Here is a 14,770-nt window from a genome sequence, read left to right on the forward strand (position 1 = left end):
TTCGTGACACAGCCTTTTGAGTTGGAAGGATGCTTACCGTGCCACGCCTCCGCGCACCCTTGGGAACTGCCATTGGCGGGCATCCGAGACACCGCACACCCTGCTATTACACAATCGGCACCCAGAACCTACGGATGCTCCCATCGCACCAACAGAGACGGCCCCATATGCGGAAGCAGATGGGGCCGTCTCAAAATTCTGTGGGCTAGACGTTGAACCTAAACTCCACCACGTTCCGTACCTAAATAACCTCACGGATCCAGGACCACTAGGGACGCCTGCCGTTGGGCATTACCGGCTCTTCCATCCGCTTCCTTTGGATGGTACCCACGTGGAGTCAAGGGCACGCTATCGTGGGCCCATGGCCAAAATTCAAGGACTCGAGGACCTGCTGACTGCGCTGAATGCCGGGGAGATGATCCCCGGCGGTTCGCCGCACCACGCGGCTATGCTCGCCGCGAGTCAGGAGTCGCTGCGCGTCACCGCCACTCTCAACGGGCGCTACAACTCCCCCGCTGAGGTACGGACCCTGATGAGTGAACTGATCGGGAGCCAAGTCCCCGATTCCTTCCAACTCTTCCCACCGTTCAGCGCTGACTTTGGCAAGAACATTAGTTTCGGTGAGGATGTGTTCGTCAACAGCGGCTGCCGGTTCCAGGACCAAGGCGGCATCGACATCGGAGATAGATCCCTCATCGGCCACAACGCCGTGATCACGACGTTGAACCATGACATGTTGCCGAGCAGGCGGGCCGATATGCACCCGGCCCGCGTTGTAATCGGCCGGGGCGTGTGGTTTGGGGCCAACGTGACAGTATTGCCGGGCGTGAGCATTGGCGATGGGGCAGTCATCGGCGCGGGTGCAGTCGTCACTAAAGACGTCCCTGCCGGGGCAGTGGTCGTCGGCGTGCCAGCGAAGCAGGTGGGCACGGTGCCGGAGGGATAATTCCGTGCACTGGGCCGGGACGGTTGCGCAGACACAAAGAACGCAGCTCAGTCGACTTAAAATGACTGAGCTGCGTTGTTGTACTGCCAAAGCGAAACGTTAGACGTTAAACCGGAATTCGACCACGTCGCCGTCGACCATGATGTATTCCTTGCCTTCGATCCGGACCTTGCCGCGGGACTTCGCCTCGGCCATGGTGCCGGCCTCCATCAGGTCATCGAAGGACACGACCTCGGCCTTGATGAAGCCGCGCTGGAAATCGGAGTGGATCACGCCGGCAGCCTGCGGGGCGGTGTCGCCCTGGTGGATGGTCCAGGCCCGGGTTTCCTTTGGGCCCGCCGTCAGGTAGGTCTGCAGTCCGAGGGTGTGGAAGCCGACGCGGGCAAGCTGGTCAAGGCCGGACTCGTCCTGGCCGTTCATTTCCAGCATCTCGCGGGCCTCTTCCTCGTCCAGCTCCACGAGGTCCGATTCCAGCTTGGCGTCGAGGAAGATGGCGTCCGCCGGGGCCACCATGGCCCGCAGCTCTTCCTGCTTCTTCGGACTGCCCAGAATGCCTTCGTCCGCGTTGAAAACGTAGATGAAGGGCTTGGCGGTCAGGAGGCTGAGCTCCCTGAGGTGCTCCATCTCGAGCTTGTCGCTCTTGACCGAGGAGAAGATGGTGTCGCCACGTTCCAGCACGGCCTGGGCGGCCAGGATTGCTGCCAGTTCCGCGGCTTCCCGTTTCTTGATCTTTACTTCTTTTTCAATCCGGGGAACGGCTTTTTCGATCGTCTGGAGGTCAGCCAGGATCAGCTCGGTGTTGATGGTCTCCATGTCCGAGCGGGGATCTACTTTGCCGTCAACGTGGATGACGTCGGGGTCATCGAACACGCGGACCACCTGGACGATGGCCTCGGCCTCGCGGATGTTGGCGAGGAACTTGTTGCCCAGGCCCTCACCCTCGGAGGCGCCTTTAACGATCCCGGCGATGTCGACGAAGGAGACGGGGGCGGGCAGCAGGCGCTGCGAGCCGAAGACGGCGGCCAGCTTCGCCAGCCGCGGGTCCGGCAGGTTCACGACGCCGACATTGGGCTCGATCGTGGCGAACGGGTAGTTCGCTGCGAGCACCTGGTTGCGGGTCAGTGCGTTGAAAAGAGTTGATTTGCCGACGTTGGGCAGTCCGACGATGCCAATAGTAAGAGCCACGAGGATAAATTCTACCCGCTGCGGCCGGGGATCTCCGCGGCGCCCTGGTCCGCCGGCTGGTGAGCCACCTGCCGGCTGCCTGCAGGGGGTCGGAGCAAAACTGTCACAGGGGCATGCCAGAGTGAAGACATGGACGCTTTTGCACTGATACTTGCCCTGCTCATGCTGCTCGTCGGCGCCGTCGCCGGTGCCGCGGTCGTCTACGTGCTGCTGCGGCGCCGTAACCTGGCCCTCGAGCAGGACTTCGACGGCGTTTCCGCCCGGCTCTCCCAGGTCGGCGCCCAGTTCGCCGCGGCCGACGCCGAAAGGCGCCTTCTCTCTGCGCAGAACCGGGAGCTCGGTGAGTCCAGGAACCAGGACGGCAGCGTGCTGCGTGCCCTGGCCCCGGTTGCCGAGAAGCTCACCGCGGTCCAGCAGCAGGTCTCGCTCCTGGAGCGGGACCGGCTGGAACAGTACGGCCAGCTTGCACAGCAGCTACAGGAAGCCCGGCTGTCGGATGAGCAGCTGCTGCGGTCCACCCACGCCCTGGAGTCCGCGCTGCGGTCCAACAGTGCCCGCGGCCAATGGGGCGAAGTCCAGCTCCGCCGTGTGGTCGAGGCCGCCGGGATGCTGCGCCACGTCGATTTCCACGAACAGCTGCACAGCGCTGGAGGCGAAAACAGCGTCCGGCCCGACCTCGTGGTCCAGCTGCCCGGCCAAAAGCAACTCGTGGTCGATGCCAAGGTGCCGCTCGCGTCCTACCTTGAGGCCCAGGAGCTTGGCACGGGCGGCCGGAGCGGCGGTCCGTCACCGGCCGGGCAGCAGGCGCATCTCGTGGCCCATGCAAAGGCCCTGAAGGCCCATGTGGACGCGCTGAGCAACAAGAAGTACTGGGACATCCCCGGCAACTCCCCGGAGCTCGTGGTCTGTTTCCTGCCCGCGGAGTCGATTCTGGCGGCCGCACTCTCGGCGGATCCGGCGCTGCTGGACTACGCCTTGTCCAAGAACGTGGTGCTCGCCTCGCCGGGAACCCTGCTGGCGGTGCTGAAATCCGTCGCGTTCACCTGGCGACAGGACGTCCTCACGGACAGCGCCCGGGAACTCTTTGAGCTCGCGCACCAGCTCTACGAGCGGATGGGAACGCTGGGCGAGAACGTCACCAAGCTCGGTGCCTCGCTCAAGACGTCGGTGGACCGCTACAACTCCATGGTGGGCACGCTCGAGGCACGGGTTCTGCCGACCGCACGCAAGCTCAACGCCCTCGACGCGGCAGGACTGGCCACGCCCGCGGCCGTCGAGGTCACGCCGCGGTCTGTGGCGGCCCCGGAACTCCAGCCAGGGAGCGGGTCACCGACCGAGTTCCGGCGGGAGCCGGAGCATGAATCAGGTGAGTCCGCAGCCTAGGGGTCCCGGGTCAGGACGTCTGGGCGGTACGCGCGCCGCGGCCGCCGAGGGCCCCGGTAGCGTCGCCGGCCTGTTTCAGCGTGGCGCGGAGTTCCTTGGGCAGCGAGAACAGCAGGTCCTCTTCGGCCGTGACGACTTCCTCGACCGAGCCGTAGCCGTAGTCGGCCAGGAGCCGCAGAACGTCCTTGACCAGGACCTCCGGGACGGAGGCGCCCGAGGTCACGCCGACGGTCGCGACGCCCTCGAACCAGGCCTCGTCCACCTCGTTGGCGAAGTCCACCCGGTAGGAGGCCTTTGCACCGTATTCCAGCGCCACCTCCACGAGCCGGACGGAATTCGAGGAGTTGGCCGACCCCACCACGATCACCAGCTCGGCCTGGGGCGAGATCTTCTTGATGGCGACCTGGCGGTTGGTGGTCGCATAGCAGATGTCGTCGCTGGGCGGATCCTGGAGGGTGGGGAATCGCTCCTTGAGCAGCCGGACGGTCTCCATGGTCTCGTCAACGCTGAGTGTGGTCTGGGAGAGCCAGATGACCTTCTCCGGATCCCGGACCGTGACTTTGCCGACCTCATGCGGGCCATTGATGATCTGGATGTGTTCGGGGGCCTCGCCAGCGGTACCTTCGACTTCCTCGTGGCCGTCGTGGCCGATCAGCAGGATGTCGAAATCGTCTTTCGCGAAGCGGACCGCCTCTTTGTGCACCTTGGTCACGAGCGGGCACGTGGCGTCGATGGTGCGCAGGCCACGGTCCTCGGCGGACTGGACCACCGCGGGTGAGACGCCGTGAGCCGAGAAGATCACAAGGGCGCCCTCGGGCACCTCGTCGGTTTCCTCAACGAAGATCGCACCCTTTTCCTCAAGGGAACTGACCACGTGCACGTTGTGCACGATCTGCTTGCGCACGTAGACCGGGGGTCCGTAATGCTCCAGGGCTTTTTCTACCGCGATAACGGCCCGGTCGACGCCGGCACAGTAGCCGCGCGGGGCTGCCAGCAGCACCTTTTTCGGACCGGATACGGGGGCCGCCGCCAGCACGTCTTCCGGGGTGCGCCGACGGCGCGGAACGGTTGGCATCGGAATGGAAACAGCGGTGGAGGTCATCCCTCAATGCTACCGGTGTTGGCTGCTGCCCGTTGTGGGCCCGGCTTGCCTGCTCCGCCTACGCGCGGCGGCGTCCGCCGACTACCCGGAGCACCAGCCCCAGGGCCAGCAGGATCCCGCCAACCACCGCGGCGACCAGGATCCATTGCCCGAAACTGCCGGTGGCGGCCGCAACGAACTCGCGTTTGAAGATCTCCGCGACCTCATTGCCGCTCTTCGTCCGTGCCGCCGCAGCGCCGGCGGCGTCGGAACCCAGTTTCCAGACGCCTGCCAGCACGAGGGCGCCCACTCCCGCTCCGGCGAGGACTGTCCAGCGGCGCCGGGCCGCAACCAAGGCAAGGGCGAACGCGATAACGGCGCCGACGCCGACGGCATAGCCCATCGGGGCGTAGGCAGAAACGCGCTCGAGGAGCTGCCGCTGGTTGGACTGCCCGATATTGATCAGCACCTGGTCGGGGGCTTCCAACGGCAAGCTGGTGGCCTCGGCCACCTGTTGGGCCACCAGTCCGACCAGCGGCGCGACGTCGAGGGTAAGGGAACTCACGCCGTCGATTTCAGCGGGCAGGGTGTTCGGGTCGGCGAAACTCAGCCGGTGGCTCTTGCGCAGGGTCTCTGTCCAGGCCTCGGGATACCCGGGCAGACTGGTCAGGGACGTGGCCGCGCTTTCCAGGATCGGCCGAGCCAGTTCGGTGAGGGCTTCGGGGATCCGGTCCGAACCGAGGCCCCCGACGGCGGCCGTAGCCAGCCGTTGCCGGAAGACGGGGTCCGTGCCGAGCGGCCCGGTCAGGGCCACAAAACCGTCCTCCTGGACGATATTCCGGTCCACCCACATGGCCGGTACGGCGACGGCCGCCATAACAAGCCCGATGAGTACAGCCATGGCCGAGACAAAAGTGCGCAAGAGAAAATCCTAGGAAGGAGAGGCCGGGGAGTAGTGCCATCCTACGGGGGCGGTCCCGGGATCTATAAAGTCCGTCCCTGGTGGTAGAGCTATGGATAGAGTTGAAACAGACAATCCGCAGCAGACAGCCCCGCAAAGGACGACCACACATATGCACAAGGCAAGCTCCGCCACGGGGTACAGGCGTGTCTGAGGACGTCGCGGCGGCGACCACGGTACCGGCCACGGCCGCGGAAACCAGCCCGGACAACCCCTGGCCGCTGCAGCTGCTCTCGCAGAAGCTCAAGATGCACATAGACCGGGCGCCGTCCGCCTGGGTCGAAGGACAGGTCATCGAGCTGAACCGGCGCGGCAACAACGCCTACCTGACCCTGCGTGACATCGACGCGGAGATCTCCCTCCCGGCGTCCGTCTGGACCAATGTCCTGGACCGCCAGGAGACACCGCTGGAACGCGGCTCCCGCGTGGTGGCCCTGCTCAAGGCCGAATTCTGGCTGAAGACGGGGCGGCTGAGTATGTCCGTGAAGGACATCAGGCCGGTGGGCCTCGGCGACCTGCTGGCCAGGATCGAGCGGCTCCGCAAGGCCCTCGCGGCCGAGGGCCTGTTTTCGGATGCCCGCAAGAAGCGGTTGCCCCTGCTCCCCCACCGGATCGGCCTGATCACCGGCCGGGACTCGGACGCCAAGAAGGACGTGCTGCGCAACGCCGCCCTGCGCTGGCCCGCCGTCGAATTCGAAATCCGTGAAGTGGCGGTCCAGGGCAACACTGCCGTCGCGCAGGTCATCGGCGCGCTGCGCGAGCTGGATGCCCACCCCGAAGTGGATGTGATCGTCATTGCCCGCGGCGGCGGCGCCCTCGAAGATCTGCTGCCGTTCAGCAACGAGGAACTCATCCGTGCCGTGGCCGATGCCGCGACGCCGGTGGTGAGCGCCATCGGCCATGAGGCCGACCGGCCGATCCTCGACGATGTGGCGGACCTCCGCGCCTCGACCCCCACCGACGCCGCCAAACGGATCGTCCCGGACGTTGTGGAAGAGCTCGCCCGCGTCCGGCAGGCCCGGGACCAGCTCCGGCGCGGAGTCACCCGGCTGGTGGAAGGGGAGACAGACAGGCTCGCCGTGCTGCGCTCACGCCCGGTGCTGGCGTCTCCCGAGGGCATGGTCACCACACGGCACGACGACGTGCAACGGCTCAAGGGCCGCTCCCACGCGGCGATCACCACCGCGGTGGTCAGGTCCGCCGACCAGCTGATGCATCTCAAGGCGCAGGTCAGGGCGTTGTCCCCCCAGAAAACCCTGGACCGCGGCTACGCCGTCGTGCAGCTCGCCCACGGTGAGTCGGTTCCGGGAACGCACCGGGAGGTCGTGCGGCACCCCGACCAGGCCCCATCGGGCACGGCGTTGACTGTGCGCGTGGCCGGCGGCCGGTTCAGCGCAGAGTCCACCGGAGGCCAAGTGCCCGCCGAGGACTGAGCCGGCGGACTCCGCCCAAACCTTCAGAACATTTCACGGAACGTCTGTCCCCCGGGACCCAGCAAGGAGCAGCACGCCATGGCAGCAGAAACGAAACCCAACGCCGACATCGAGGGCCTGAGCTACGAGGACGCCCGCGAACAGCTCGTCGGCGTCGTCGGCAGGCTGGAAGCCGGCGGCGCGAGCCTGGAGGAATCCCTGGCCCTGTGGGAGCGCGGCGAGGCCCTGGCCAGGCGCTGCGAGCAGTGGCTGGAGGGCGCCCGCAAGCGCCTGGCCGCGGCCCGGGACCAGGCCGGCCAGGAAAGCTGACCGATAGCCGGACGGCTAGGAGCGCCGCACCAGCTCGCGTTCCATGTCGACGTCGAGCTCCGGGACCGGCCACTCAAGCGCCAGTCCTTCCAGGGCCTCCAGCAGCAACTGCTGGACGGCGATCCGGGCGTACCATTTTTTGTTGGCCGGAACCACGTGCCACGGCGCGATTTCGGAGCTGGTCTGCTCAAAGGCGGCCTGGTAGGCGTCCATGTAGTCGTCCCAGAAGGCTCGTTCCTTGAGGTCGTTGCCGCTGTACTTCCACCTTTTCGACGGGTCCTCCAACCGGGCGAGCAGCCGCTCCCGCTGCTCGTCGCGGCTGATGTGCAGCATGACTTTGACGATCTTCGTTCCGGCGGCCGTCTGCCGGGCCTCGAACTCGTTGATAGCCCGGTAGCGGCGCTCCAGTTCCTCGGCGTCCGCCCAGCGGTGCACCCGGTGGATCAGAACGTCCTCATAGTGGGAACGGTCGAAGACCCCCACCATGCCGGCCGCGGGTACTTCCTTTTCGATCCGCCAGAGGAAGTCGTAGGACTGTTCCTCGGGGGTGGGCGCCTTGAATGACTTCAGCTGCACGCCTTGCGGATTCATCTGGCCCATGACGTGGTTGACGATGCCGCCCTTGCCCGCGGTGTCCATCGCCTGCAGGACCAGCAGGACGCGCTTCTTGCCGCCGGTCCTGGACTCCGCAAAGAGCTGCTCCTGCAGTTCCGTGAGCTTGCCGTCGAGCTCGCTGAGCAGCTTCTCTCCGGCAGCCTTGTCACCGGCGTAGCCCGGCGTGGAGGCCGGGTCGACGCCGCCGAGGCTGAATTTCTTCCCTGCCCTCAGGGTCTCGGAGGGGTGTTCGTCAAAGTTCACGACAGCTGCCATCAAAGCCTCTTTCCGGTTCGGGCAGCCCGCCGGCCGGATGTTCGTCCCGCCGCGCTGCTGTCCTCAGGCTAGTTGCCCTTGTACCGGCTCAGGAAGTCCGCCATGCGGTTGATTGCCTCTTCGAGGTCTTTCACCAGCGGCAGCGTGACCATCCGGAAGTGGTCCGGGCGGACCCAGTTGAAGGCGCGGCCGTGCGAGACGAGGATCTTCTGCTCGCGCAGCAGGTCCAGGACGAATTTTTCGTCGTCGCGGATGCGGTAGACCTCGGGGTCAAGCTTTGGGAACAGGTACATGGCACCCCGGGCCTGCTGCGTGCTGACGCCGGGGATGGCGTTGAGCATGTCGTACGCCTTGTTCCGCTGTTCAAGCAGGCGCCCGCCGGGAAGGATGAGGTCCTTGATGCTCTGGTACCCGCCGAGCGCCGTCTGGATCGCGTGCTGCGCCGGGACGTTGGCGCACAGGCGCATGTTTGCGAGCAGGTTGATGCCCTCGAGGTAGTCCGCGGCGTCCTTTTTCGGCCCGGAGATGGCCATCCAGCCGGCCCGGTAGCCGCATACCCGGTAGGCCTTGGACAGGCCGCTGAACGTCAGGCAGAGGACATCGTCGCCGGTGAGGCTGGCCATGTTCACGTGGACGGCATCCTCGTAGAGGATTTTCTCGTAGATCTCGTCGGCGAAGAGCACCAGGCCGTGTTTCTCGGCGAGGGCCACGATTTTCTTGAGCGTGGCCTCCGGGTAGACCGCGCCGGTGGGGTTGTTGGGGTTGATCACCACGAGGCCCTTGGTGCGCGGGGTGATCTTCGCTTCGAGGTCCTCGAGGTCGGGCTGCCAGCCGGAGTCCTCATCGCAGAGATAGTGCACGGGCCTGCCGCCGGCGAGGGCCACGGAGGCTGTCCACAGCGGGTAGTCCGGCGTCGGGATGAGGACCTCATCGCCGTCGTCCAGCAGTGCCATAAGCGACATCGTGATGAGTTCGCTGACGCCGTTGCCCAGGTAGATGTCATCGACGTGGATGTTCTGGATTCCGCGGGTCTGGTAGTACTGCGAGACGGCGGTGCGGGCGGAGAAGATGCCACGGGAATCGCTGTAGCCCTGGGCGTGCGGCAGGTGGCGGATCATGTCCACCAGGATCGCGTCCGGCGCTTCAAACCCGAACGGCGCCGGGTTACCGATATTCAGCTTGAGGATGCGGTGACCCTCAGCCTCCATCTGCTGGGCGGCCAGGAGGATCGGTCCACGGATGTCGTAAAGGACATTATGAAGCTTGGTGGACTGCTTGAATTCTGCCATCCATCAAATATGCCATATGGCGGATGCACTTCGTCCGAGACATGTCTCACAGCCGTTTGCGGCCGTCACAGGCGCGGAGACAACCCGGCAAGCACGACGGCGGCTGCCGGTCCCCGCCGTGAGGCAAAGGTCCGGCGGCCGCCGTCGTAGCTGGGGAAGTCCCGGAGGTGCGCCCTACTTGACCAGTCCCTTGTCCTTGAGCCAAGCGGCCGCAGCATCCTTGGGGTTCTGCTTCTGGCTTCCGCTGACCGCGCGGTTGAGGTTGATCAGGTCATCCGTGGTGAGGACCTTGGAGACCGAGTTCAGGGCCTCTTTCGCCTTGTCCGTCATCTTGGCCTTGTTGTAAAGGGGCAGGACCTGCTGGGCGATGAAGTTGTTCTTCGGGTCTTCGAGCACCACCAGGTCGTTGTCCGCGATGGACGGGGTGGTGGTATAGATATCAGCGACCTGGACCTGGTCCGAGAGCAGTGCCTTCAGCGTGACGGCGCCGCCGCCGTCGCTGAACGGTTCCAGCTTCTTGGGCTCGCAGTTGTAGTTCTTCTTCAGGCCCGGCAGGCCGTAGGCGCGCTCGGCGAACGTCGCCGGGGCGCCCACCACGATGTCGCTGCAGACCTTGGCCAGATCCTCAATGGACTTCAGCTTGTACTTCTCGGCGGTGGCTTTGGTAACCACCATCGCGTCCTTATCCTCGGCCTTCGAGGCGTCGAGCACGGCCAGGGCCTCCGGCAGCTTGCCGGGCAGCGCCTTGAAGATGTCCTCGGCGGAGACCTCTGTGGCGTCCTTGCTGACGTGCAGCAGCAGGTTGCCGCTGTAGTCGGGGATAACGTCCACCGAGCCGTCCTGTACGGCCTTGAAGTAGACCTCGCGGGAACCGATGTTGGGCTTGGTGCTCGCCGTGACGCCGGCCGCGTTCAGGGCACCGGCATAGACCTCGGCGATGATCTGGCTCTCGGGGAAATCGGCGGAACCGATCACGAGGGCCGAGCCCGAGCCGGACGTGGCTCCGCCCGTGGCGGGGGCGGATGAGAGCGGATTGGACGAGCCTCCGCAGGCGGACAGGGCCATGGCCAGGCCCAGGCCGGCGGCCAGGGCGCCGAATGCGCGCCTGCCGAGTGCTCGTTGGCGGGTTTCTTTCATGACATACCTCCTTGAACAACAGGCTCCGGGGATACGGGGTCTGTGAGATCGACCGCAGCCTGCTGGCTCCGGTTTGGCTGGGATAAGGCTCCCCGTGACAGGAAGAGCCTCTGGAAAAGGACAAGGACCAGGTCGACGGCGATGGCGAGCCCCGCGATGAGGAGGGAACCGCCCAGCATCTGGGGGAAGTCGGACAGGACAAGCCCGTCGAACAGGTAGCGGCCGAGGCCGCCCAGGTTGATATAAGCCACCACGGAGACGGTGGCGATGACCTGGAGGACGCCGGTCCGGAAGCCGCCGAACATCACCGGCAGCGCGTTCGGGAACTCGGCGCGGAAGAGCACCTGGAGTTCGGTCATGCCCATGGCCCGCGCAGCGTCCACGACGTTCCGGTCGACGCTGGAGATTCCGGCGTAGGTGCCGGCCAGCAGGGGCGGCACGGTGAGGATCACAAGCGCCCAGATCGGCGGCATGAGCCCGATGCCGGCCAGCAGGACGAAGAGCGTCAGCAGGCCGAGGGTGGGCAGCGCACGGAGGGCGCCGGCGAGGGCCACGACGGCGACCCGCCCACGCCCGGTGTGACCGACGTACAGTCCGATCGGAATGGCGATGGCGGTGGCGATCAGCATCACCAGGCCCGTGTACTGCAGGTGTTCGGCCAGCCGTGCCGGGATCCCGGCGCTGCCGGACCAGTTGTCCGGCTCACCGAGCCAGGCGAAGGTGTCCGTGACGACGTTGCTCATGCGTTCCCCCCTCCGGTCTTGGGACGCGCGAACCGCAGCGTTGCGGACGGACGGGCAGCCCTGTCCGGGCTGGTTCCCGGTCCTGCTGCTGCCCGTGTCCACGGCGTGAGCAACCGCTCCAGCAGCACCAGCACTGCGTCCATCAGCAGCGCGAGGACGAGGATCGCGATGATGCCCACGATCACCTCGGTGACGAAGTCGCGCTGCAGCCCCGAGGTGAAGAGCATCCCGAGGTTCCCGATGCCGAGCAGGGCCGCGACGCTGACGAGCGAGATGTTGCTGACCGAGACCACCCGCAACCCGGCAAACAGCACCGGCAGCGACAGCGGAAGGTCGATCTGGAGGAAGCGGGCGAACGGCTTGAAGCCCATCGCGACGGCGGCCTGCCGGAGGTCCTCGTCCACGGAATCGAAAGCGTCCAGTGCTGCACGGACCAGCAATGCAATGGCGTAGACGGTCAGGGCCACCACCACGTTGAGGGGATCCAGGATCCGGGTACCGAGGATGGTGGGAAGGATGATGAAGAGCGCCAGCGAAGGAATCGTGTAGAGCAGGGAGGAAGCCGTCAGCACCACCGAGCGCAGGGCACGGTTCTGCCGGGCGAACTGGGCCAGCGGGATGGAAATGATCAGGCCGAAAATCATCGGCAGGATAGCCAGGACGAGGTGCTGGCCGGCAAGGCTGAAGACTTGCCCGCTGTTGGCCAGGAACCAGTCCATCAGAGCGCGCCCTGCCGGGCCCGGCGGTCCGATTCGATCACGGCGAGCACCTCGTCGGCCTTGATCACACCGGCTACCCGGCCCTCCGTGTCCACGGCAACGCCCAGCCCGGAGGGCGAGGACAGGGCCGCGTCGAGCGCGCGCCGGAGCGCGTCACCTTTGCGGAAGAGCGAACCGCCGGGAACCATCGCCGGGCCGGCTCCGGTGGCTGTGCCCGGGCCGGCCCAGCCGAGGGGACGCAACCCGCCGTCGACCACCAGTTGCCACTCGTCCGGGGTGGCGCCGTCGTGCTGGAGCTGGTCCGGGGTGATAGTGGGGGCCGGGTGGATGGTGACGCCGTCGGAGGGGCTGAACCCAAGGTGCCGGAAGCCGCGGTCCCGGCCCACGAAGGACGCCACGAAGTCGTTCGCGGGGGCGCGCAGGATTTCCTCGGGGGTCGCGTACTGCGCAAGTTTGCCGCCGAGGCCGAACACGGCCACCTTGTCCCCCAGCACCGTGGCCTCGTCAATGTCATGGGTGACGAAGACGATGGTCTTGGCCAGGTCCCGCTGGAGCCGGAGCAGTTCCTGCTGGAGTTCCTCGCGCACCACTGGATCGACGGCGCTGAAGGGTTCGTCCATAAGGAGCACGGGCGGGTCGGCGGCAAGTGCCCGGGCCACGCCGACGCGCTGCTGCTGGCCGCCGGAAAGCTGGGAGGGGTACCGTTTGCCCAGCGATGAGGCCAGGCCGACGACGTCGAGCAGTTCCTGCGCGCGCTTCCGCGCCTCGGTCTTGGAGACTCCGTTGAGCCGGGGCACAGTGGCGATATTGTCCAGCACGGAACGGTGCGGCATCAGCCCGGACGACTGCATGACGTAGCCCATGGACCGCCGCAGCTTCGCCGCCGGAACTGAAGTGACATCCTCGCCGCCCACGGTGATGGTTCCCGACGTTGGCTCGACCATGCGGTTGATCATCCGCAGCGAGGTGGTTTTTCCGCAGCCCGAGGGTCCGACAAAGACCGTGATGGCTCCCTTGTCGATGGACATGGTCAGGTCATCCACGGCAGCCTGCCCGCTTTGGTACTGCTTGGTGACGCTCTGGAACTCGATCATGGCTTCAGCCATTTCCGGGCTTACCTAACTGTTGGCGGCAACAACGGACGGTCCAGCCAACTGATCATATGCATGCTGATTTTTTGCTGTAAAGCGGGTAGAACCCAGCGTAGCCAGCGCCGGTGACAATGTCAGCGGCGCCGCGGCTACTGTGGTGATGCGAACCGGAAGTCTTTATTCGCGCTAGACCGTGTTCGGACGAGTGCTGTCTTGATTCGTAACGGACTGCGTTTTGGATGGGTGCCGCGGTGGAAATTCTTTCGCCGCGGCACCCGCCGGCAATGTCACCGCCCCTCAGCGGCTCCGCCGGAGGCCGCCTTTGGCCCCGCCACGGCCCTTGCCGCCGTGCCTTGCTTGCTGTTCCTCAGCCTTCTCATGGCTGGACTTTTCTGCGGAGCGCTGGCTCGTGCCGGCAGCCATGACCTTCTGGCGCCACTCCCGTTGATAGGCCCGGCGCGCAGCCGCGTCGTGGCGCCGGCCCAGGGCGGCTAGTTCGCGCTGCAGCAACACGTAACTCGCCCAGCGGCGGTCATCGAGGGAGCCGTCCGCGAGTGCGGCATGCACGGCGCAGCCGGGTTCGCGGCCGTGGGCACAATCGGAGAAGCGGCACTCCCCGAAGAGTTCCTCGAGGTCGCCGAAGATCTCCTCCATCCCGTCATCCGCGTCGAAAAGCCCGAAGCCGCGCACTCCCGGATTATCCATCAACACGGCCCCGCCCGGCAGTGGCACAAGTTCACGGGACGTCGTGGTGTGCTTGCCTTTGCCGTCCCCGGCCCGGACCGCGCCGGTATCCTGTGCCTCGAAGCCGACGAGGGCGTTGATGAGCGTGGACTTGCCCGCGCCCGAGGGGCCAAGCAGCACGAGGGTTCCGCCGGGCGGCAGATGGCCCAGCAGTTCATCGAGGCCGTCACCCTGCTCGGCCGAGGTGGTGACCACGGCGACACCGGCGGCCTGGAGCATCACCTGCCCGACGACGTCGTCCGCCACATCCGAGAGGTCCGCCTTGGTGATGATCACGAGCGGCGTGGCTCCGGAATCCCAGGCGGCGACGAGGGTGCGTTCGAGCCGGTTGTGTGTGAGCGGCCGGTCCACCGGGACGACGACGCCGACGATGTCCATGTTGGCGCCGAGCACCTGCGCCTCCGACGACGCTTCGAAGGCGCGCTTGCGGCTCAGTTCCGAGTGGCGCGGCAGGACGCCCACGATGGCGGGCTCCCCCGCGGTGTTGGTGCCGAGCCAGACCCAGTCCCCGGTCGCGGGAAGGTCTCCGCTGCGCGGGTAGGGCAGGTGGAGCGTCCCGTCACGGGCTGCGACCAGAACCAGGTTCCGGTCCACCCGGATAACCCGGCCCGTGCCGGTGCCGCCCGGCACGGGATTGGCCGCGAAGTGTTCCGCAACGGCAGCGGTATAGCCGTAGCGGGCCGGACCCGCGGATAAGTCGATGGTTTGGCTGGTTTTGGCGGCGCCCGGAGCGCCTGGCCGTATAAACGAAGTAGTCAACGAAAACCCTTAGATGGGGCCCCGGTGCACATGCCGCGCTGCGGGTTCACTCGGAACCGGGCAGCTGATGCGGGCTAGGAGGTGCTAGTAGCCGGGGCAGGAAAAATGACATTGCTGTTG

Annotated in this window: 14 protein-coding genes; 4 read left to right on the plus strand and 10 right to left on the minus strand. The window is 66.2% G+C overall.

Features of this window, described 5'->3' with window-relative positions:
• Positions 1–361: 361 nt before the first annotated feature.
• Complete coding sequence (locus tag ACZYZE_RS03125; RefSeq protein ID WP_463906193.1) at positions 362–946, plus strand: DapH/DapD/GlmU-related protein; 585 nt, start codon at positions 362–364, stop codon at positions 944–946.
• Positions 947–1,045: 99 nt separating this feature from the next.
• Here ACZYZE_RS03125 and ychF read toward each other — a convergent pair whose 3' ends face one another.
• The gene (gene ychF / locus ACZYZE_RS03130; protein WP_463906195.1) at positions 1,046–2,131 is read right to left on the minus strand and encodes a redox-regulated ATPase YchF; all 1,086 of its coding nucleotides are present in this window, start codon (positions 2,129–2,131) and stop codon (positions 1,046–1,048) included.
• 129 nt (positions 2,132–2,260) lie between these two features.
• Here ychF and ACZYZE_RS03135 point away from each other — a divergent pair, with 129 nt between their 5' ends.
• Positions 2,261–3,514: a DNA recombination protein RmuC gene (locus ACZYZE_RS03135; RefSeq protein WP_459316957.1), complete on the plus strand. Its 1,254-nt coding sequence runs from the start codon at positions 2,261–2,263 to the stop codon at positions 3,512–3,514.
• 10 nt (positions 3,515–3,524) lie between these two features.
• Here the strand turns inward: ACZYZE_RS03135 and ACZYZE_RS03140 are convergent, their stop codons facing one another.
• Both ACZYZE_RS03140 and ACZYZE_RS03145 read right to left on the minus strand, forming a co-directional pair.
• Positions 3,525–4,616 (minus strand): 4-hydroxy-3-methylbut-2-enyl diphosphate reductase, encoded by a 1,092-nt coding sequence (locus tag ACZYZE_RS03140; protein ID WP_459316958.1) that lies wholly within the window; start codon positions 4,614–4,616, stop codon positions 3,525–3,527.
• A gap of 58 nt (positions 4,617–4,674) precedes the next feature.
• Positions 4,675–5,517 (minus strand): hypothetical protein, encoded by an 843-nt coding sequence (locus ACZYZE_RS03145; RefSeq protein WP_463906197.1) that lies wholly within the window; start codon positions 5,515–5,517, stop codon positions 4,675–4,677.
• A gap of 185 nt (positions 5,518–5,702) precedes the next feature.
• Here ACZYZE_RS03145 and xseA point away from each other — a divergent pair, with 185 nt between their 5' ends.
• Positions 5,703–6,989: an exodeoxyribonuclease VII large subunit gene (xseA, locus tag ACZYZE_RS03150; RefSeq protein WP_459316960.1), complete on the plus strand. Its 1,287-nt coding sequence runs from the start codon at positions 5,703–5,705 to the stop codon at positions 6,987–6,989.
• Between the two features lie 78 nt (positions 6,990–7,067).
• Positions 7,068–7,298 (plus strand): exodeoxyribonuclease VII small subunit, encoded by a 231-nt coding sequence (locus ACZYZE_RS03155; RefSeq protein ID WP_459316961.1) that lies wholly within the window; start codon positions 7,068–7,070, stop codon positions 7,296–7,298.
• Positions 7,299–7,313: 15 nt separating this feature from the next.
• Here ACZYZE_RS03155 and ACZYZE_RS03160 read toward each other — a convergent pair whose 3' ends face one another.
• The 7 genes from ACZYZE_RS03160 to rsgA all read right to left on the minus strand — a co-directional run bounded on the left by ACZYZE_RS03160 (position 7,314) and on the right by rsgA (position 14,635).
• Complete coding sequence (locus ACZYZE_RS03160; RefSeq protein WP_459316962.1) at positions 7,314–8,168, minus strand: PPK2 family polyphosphate kinase; 855 nt, start codon at positions 8,166–8,168, stop codon at positions 7,314–7,316.
• A 68-nt stretch (positions 8,169–8,236) separates the two neighbouring features.
• A complete protein-coding gene (locus ACZYZE_RS03165) occupies positions 8,237–9,457 on the minus strand; it encodes a pyridoxal phosphate-dependent aminotransferase (protein WP_459316963.1) in 1,221 nt (406 codons plus the stop codon).
• Between the two features lie 174 nt (positions 9,458–9,631).
• Positions 9,632–10,594, minus strand: coding sequence for an ABC transporter substrate-binding protein (locus ACZYZE_RS03170; protein WP_459316964.1), 963 nt, complete (start codon positions 10,592–10,594; stop codon positions 9,632–9,634).
• A complete protein-coding gene (locus tag ACZYZE_RS03175; protein WP_459316965.1) occupies positions 10,591–11,337 on the minus strand; it encodes an ABC transporter permease in 747 nt (248 codons plus the stop codon). Before ACZYZE_RS03175 ends, ACZYZE_RS03170 begins: the two co-directional genes overlap by 4 nt.
• Positions 11,334–12,056 carry an ABC transporter permease gene (locus ACZYZE_RS03180; protein WP_459316966.1) on the minus strand — a complete coding sequence of 241 codons (723 nt, stop codon included), beginning with the start codon at positions 12,054–12,056 and terminating at the stop codon, positions 11,334–11,336. Before ACZYZE_RS03180 ends, ACZYZE_RS03175 begins: the two co-directional genes overlap by 4 nt.
• Positions 12,056–13,162 (minus strand): ABC transporter ATP-binding protein, encoded by a 1,107-nt coding sequence (locus ACZYZE_RS03185; RefSeq protein WP_459316967.1) that lies wholly within the window; start codon positions 13,160–13,162, stop codon positions 12,056–12,058. The genes ACZYZE_RS03180 and ACZYZE_RS03185 overlap by 1 nt, the downstream gene beginning before the upstream one ends.
• A 282-nt stretch (positions 13,163–13,444) precedes the next feature.
• Complete coding sequence (gene rsgA / locus ACZYZE_RS03190; RefSeq protein WP_463906691.1) at positions 13,445–14,635, minus strand: ribosome small subunit-dependent GTPase A; 1,191 nt, start codon at positions 14,633–14,635, stop codon at positions 13,445–13,447.
• Positions 14,636–14,770: the final 135 nt, after the last annotated feature.

This window comes from Pseudarthrobacter woesei (assembly GCF_055412745.1).

Coding starts and splice junctions, on each gene's coding strand:
- ACZYZE_RS03125 (WP_463906193.1), top strand. CDS start 362: ATGGCCAAAATTCAAGGACTCGAGGACCTGCTGACTGCGCTGAATGCC.
- ACZYZE_RS03135 (WP_459316957.1), top strand. CDS start 2,261: ATGGACGCTTTTGCACTGATACTTGCCCTGCTCATGCTGCTCGTCGGC.
- ACZYZE_RS03140 (WP_459316958.1), bottom strand. CDS start 4,616: ATGACCTCCACCGCTGTTTCCATTCCGATGCCAACCGTTCCGCGCCGT.
- ACZYZE_RS03155 (WP_459316961.1), top strand. CDS start 7,068: ATGGCAGCAGAAACGAAACCCAACGCCGACATCGAGGGCCTGAGCTAC.
- ACZYZE_RS03160 (WP_459316962.1), bottom strand. CDS start 8,168: ATGGCAGCTGTCGTGAACTTTGACGAACACCCCTCCGAGACCCTGAGG.
- ACZYZE_RS03165 (WP_459316963.1), bottom strand. CDS start 9,457: ATGGCAGAATTCAAGCAGTCCACCAAGCTTCATAATGTCCTTTACGAC.
- ACZYZE_RS03170 (WP_459316964.1), bottom strand. CDS start 10,594: ATGAAAGAAACCCGCCAACGAGCACTCGGCAGGCGCGCATTCGGCGCC.
- ACZYZE_RS03175 (WP_459316965.1), bottom strand. CDS start 11,337: ATGAGCAACGTCGTCACGGACACCTTCGCCTGGCTCGGTGAGCCGGAC.
- ACZYZE_RS03180 (WP_459316966.1), bottom strand. CDS start 12,056: ATGGACTGGTTCCTGGCCAACAGCGGGCAAGTCTTCAGCCTTGCCGGC.
- ACZYZE_RS03185 (WP_459316967.1), bottom strand. CDS start 13,162: ATGGCTGAAGCCATGATCGAGTTCCAGAGCGTCACCAAGCAGTACCAA.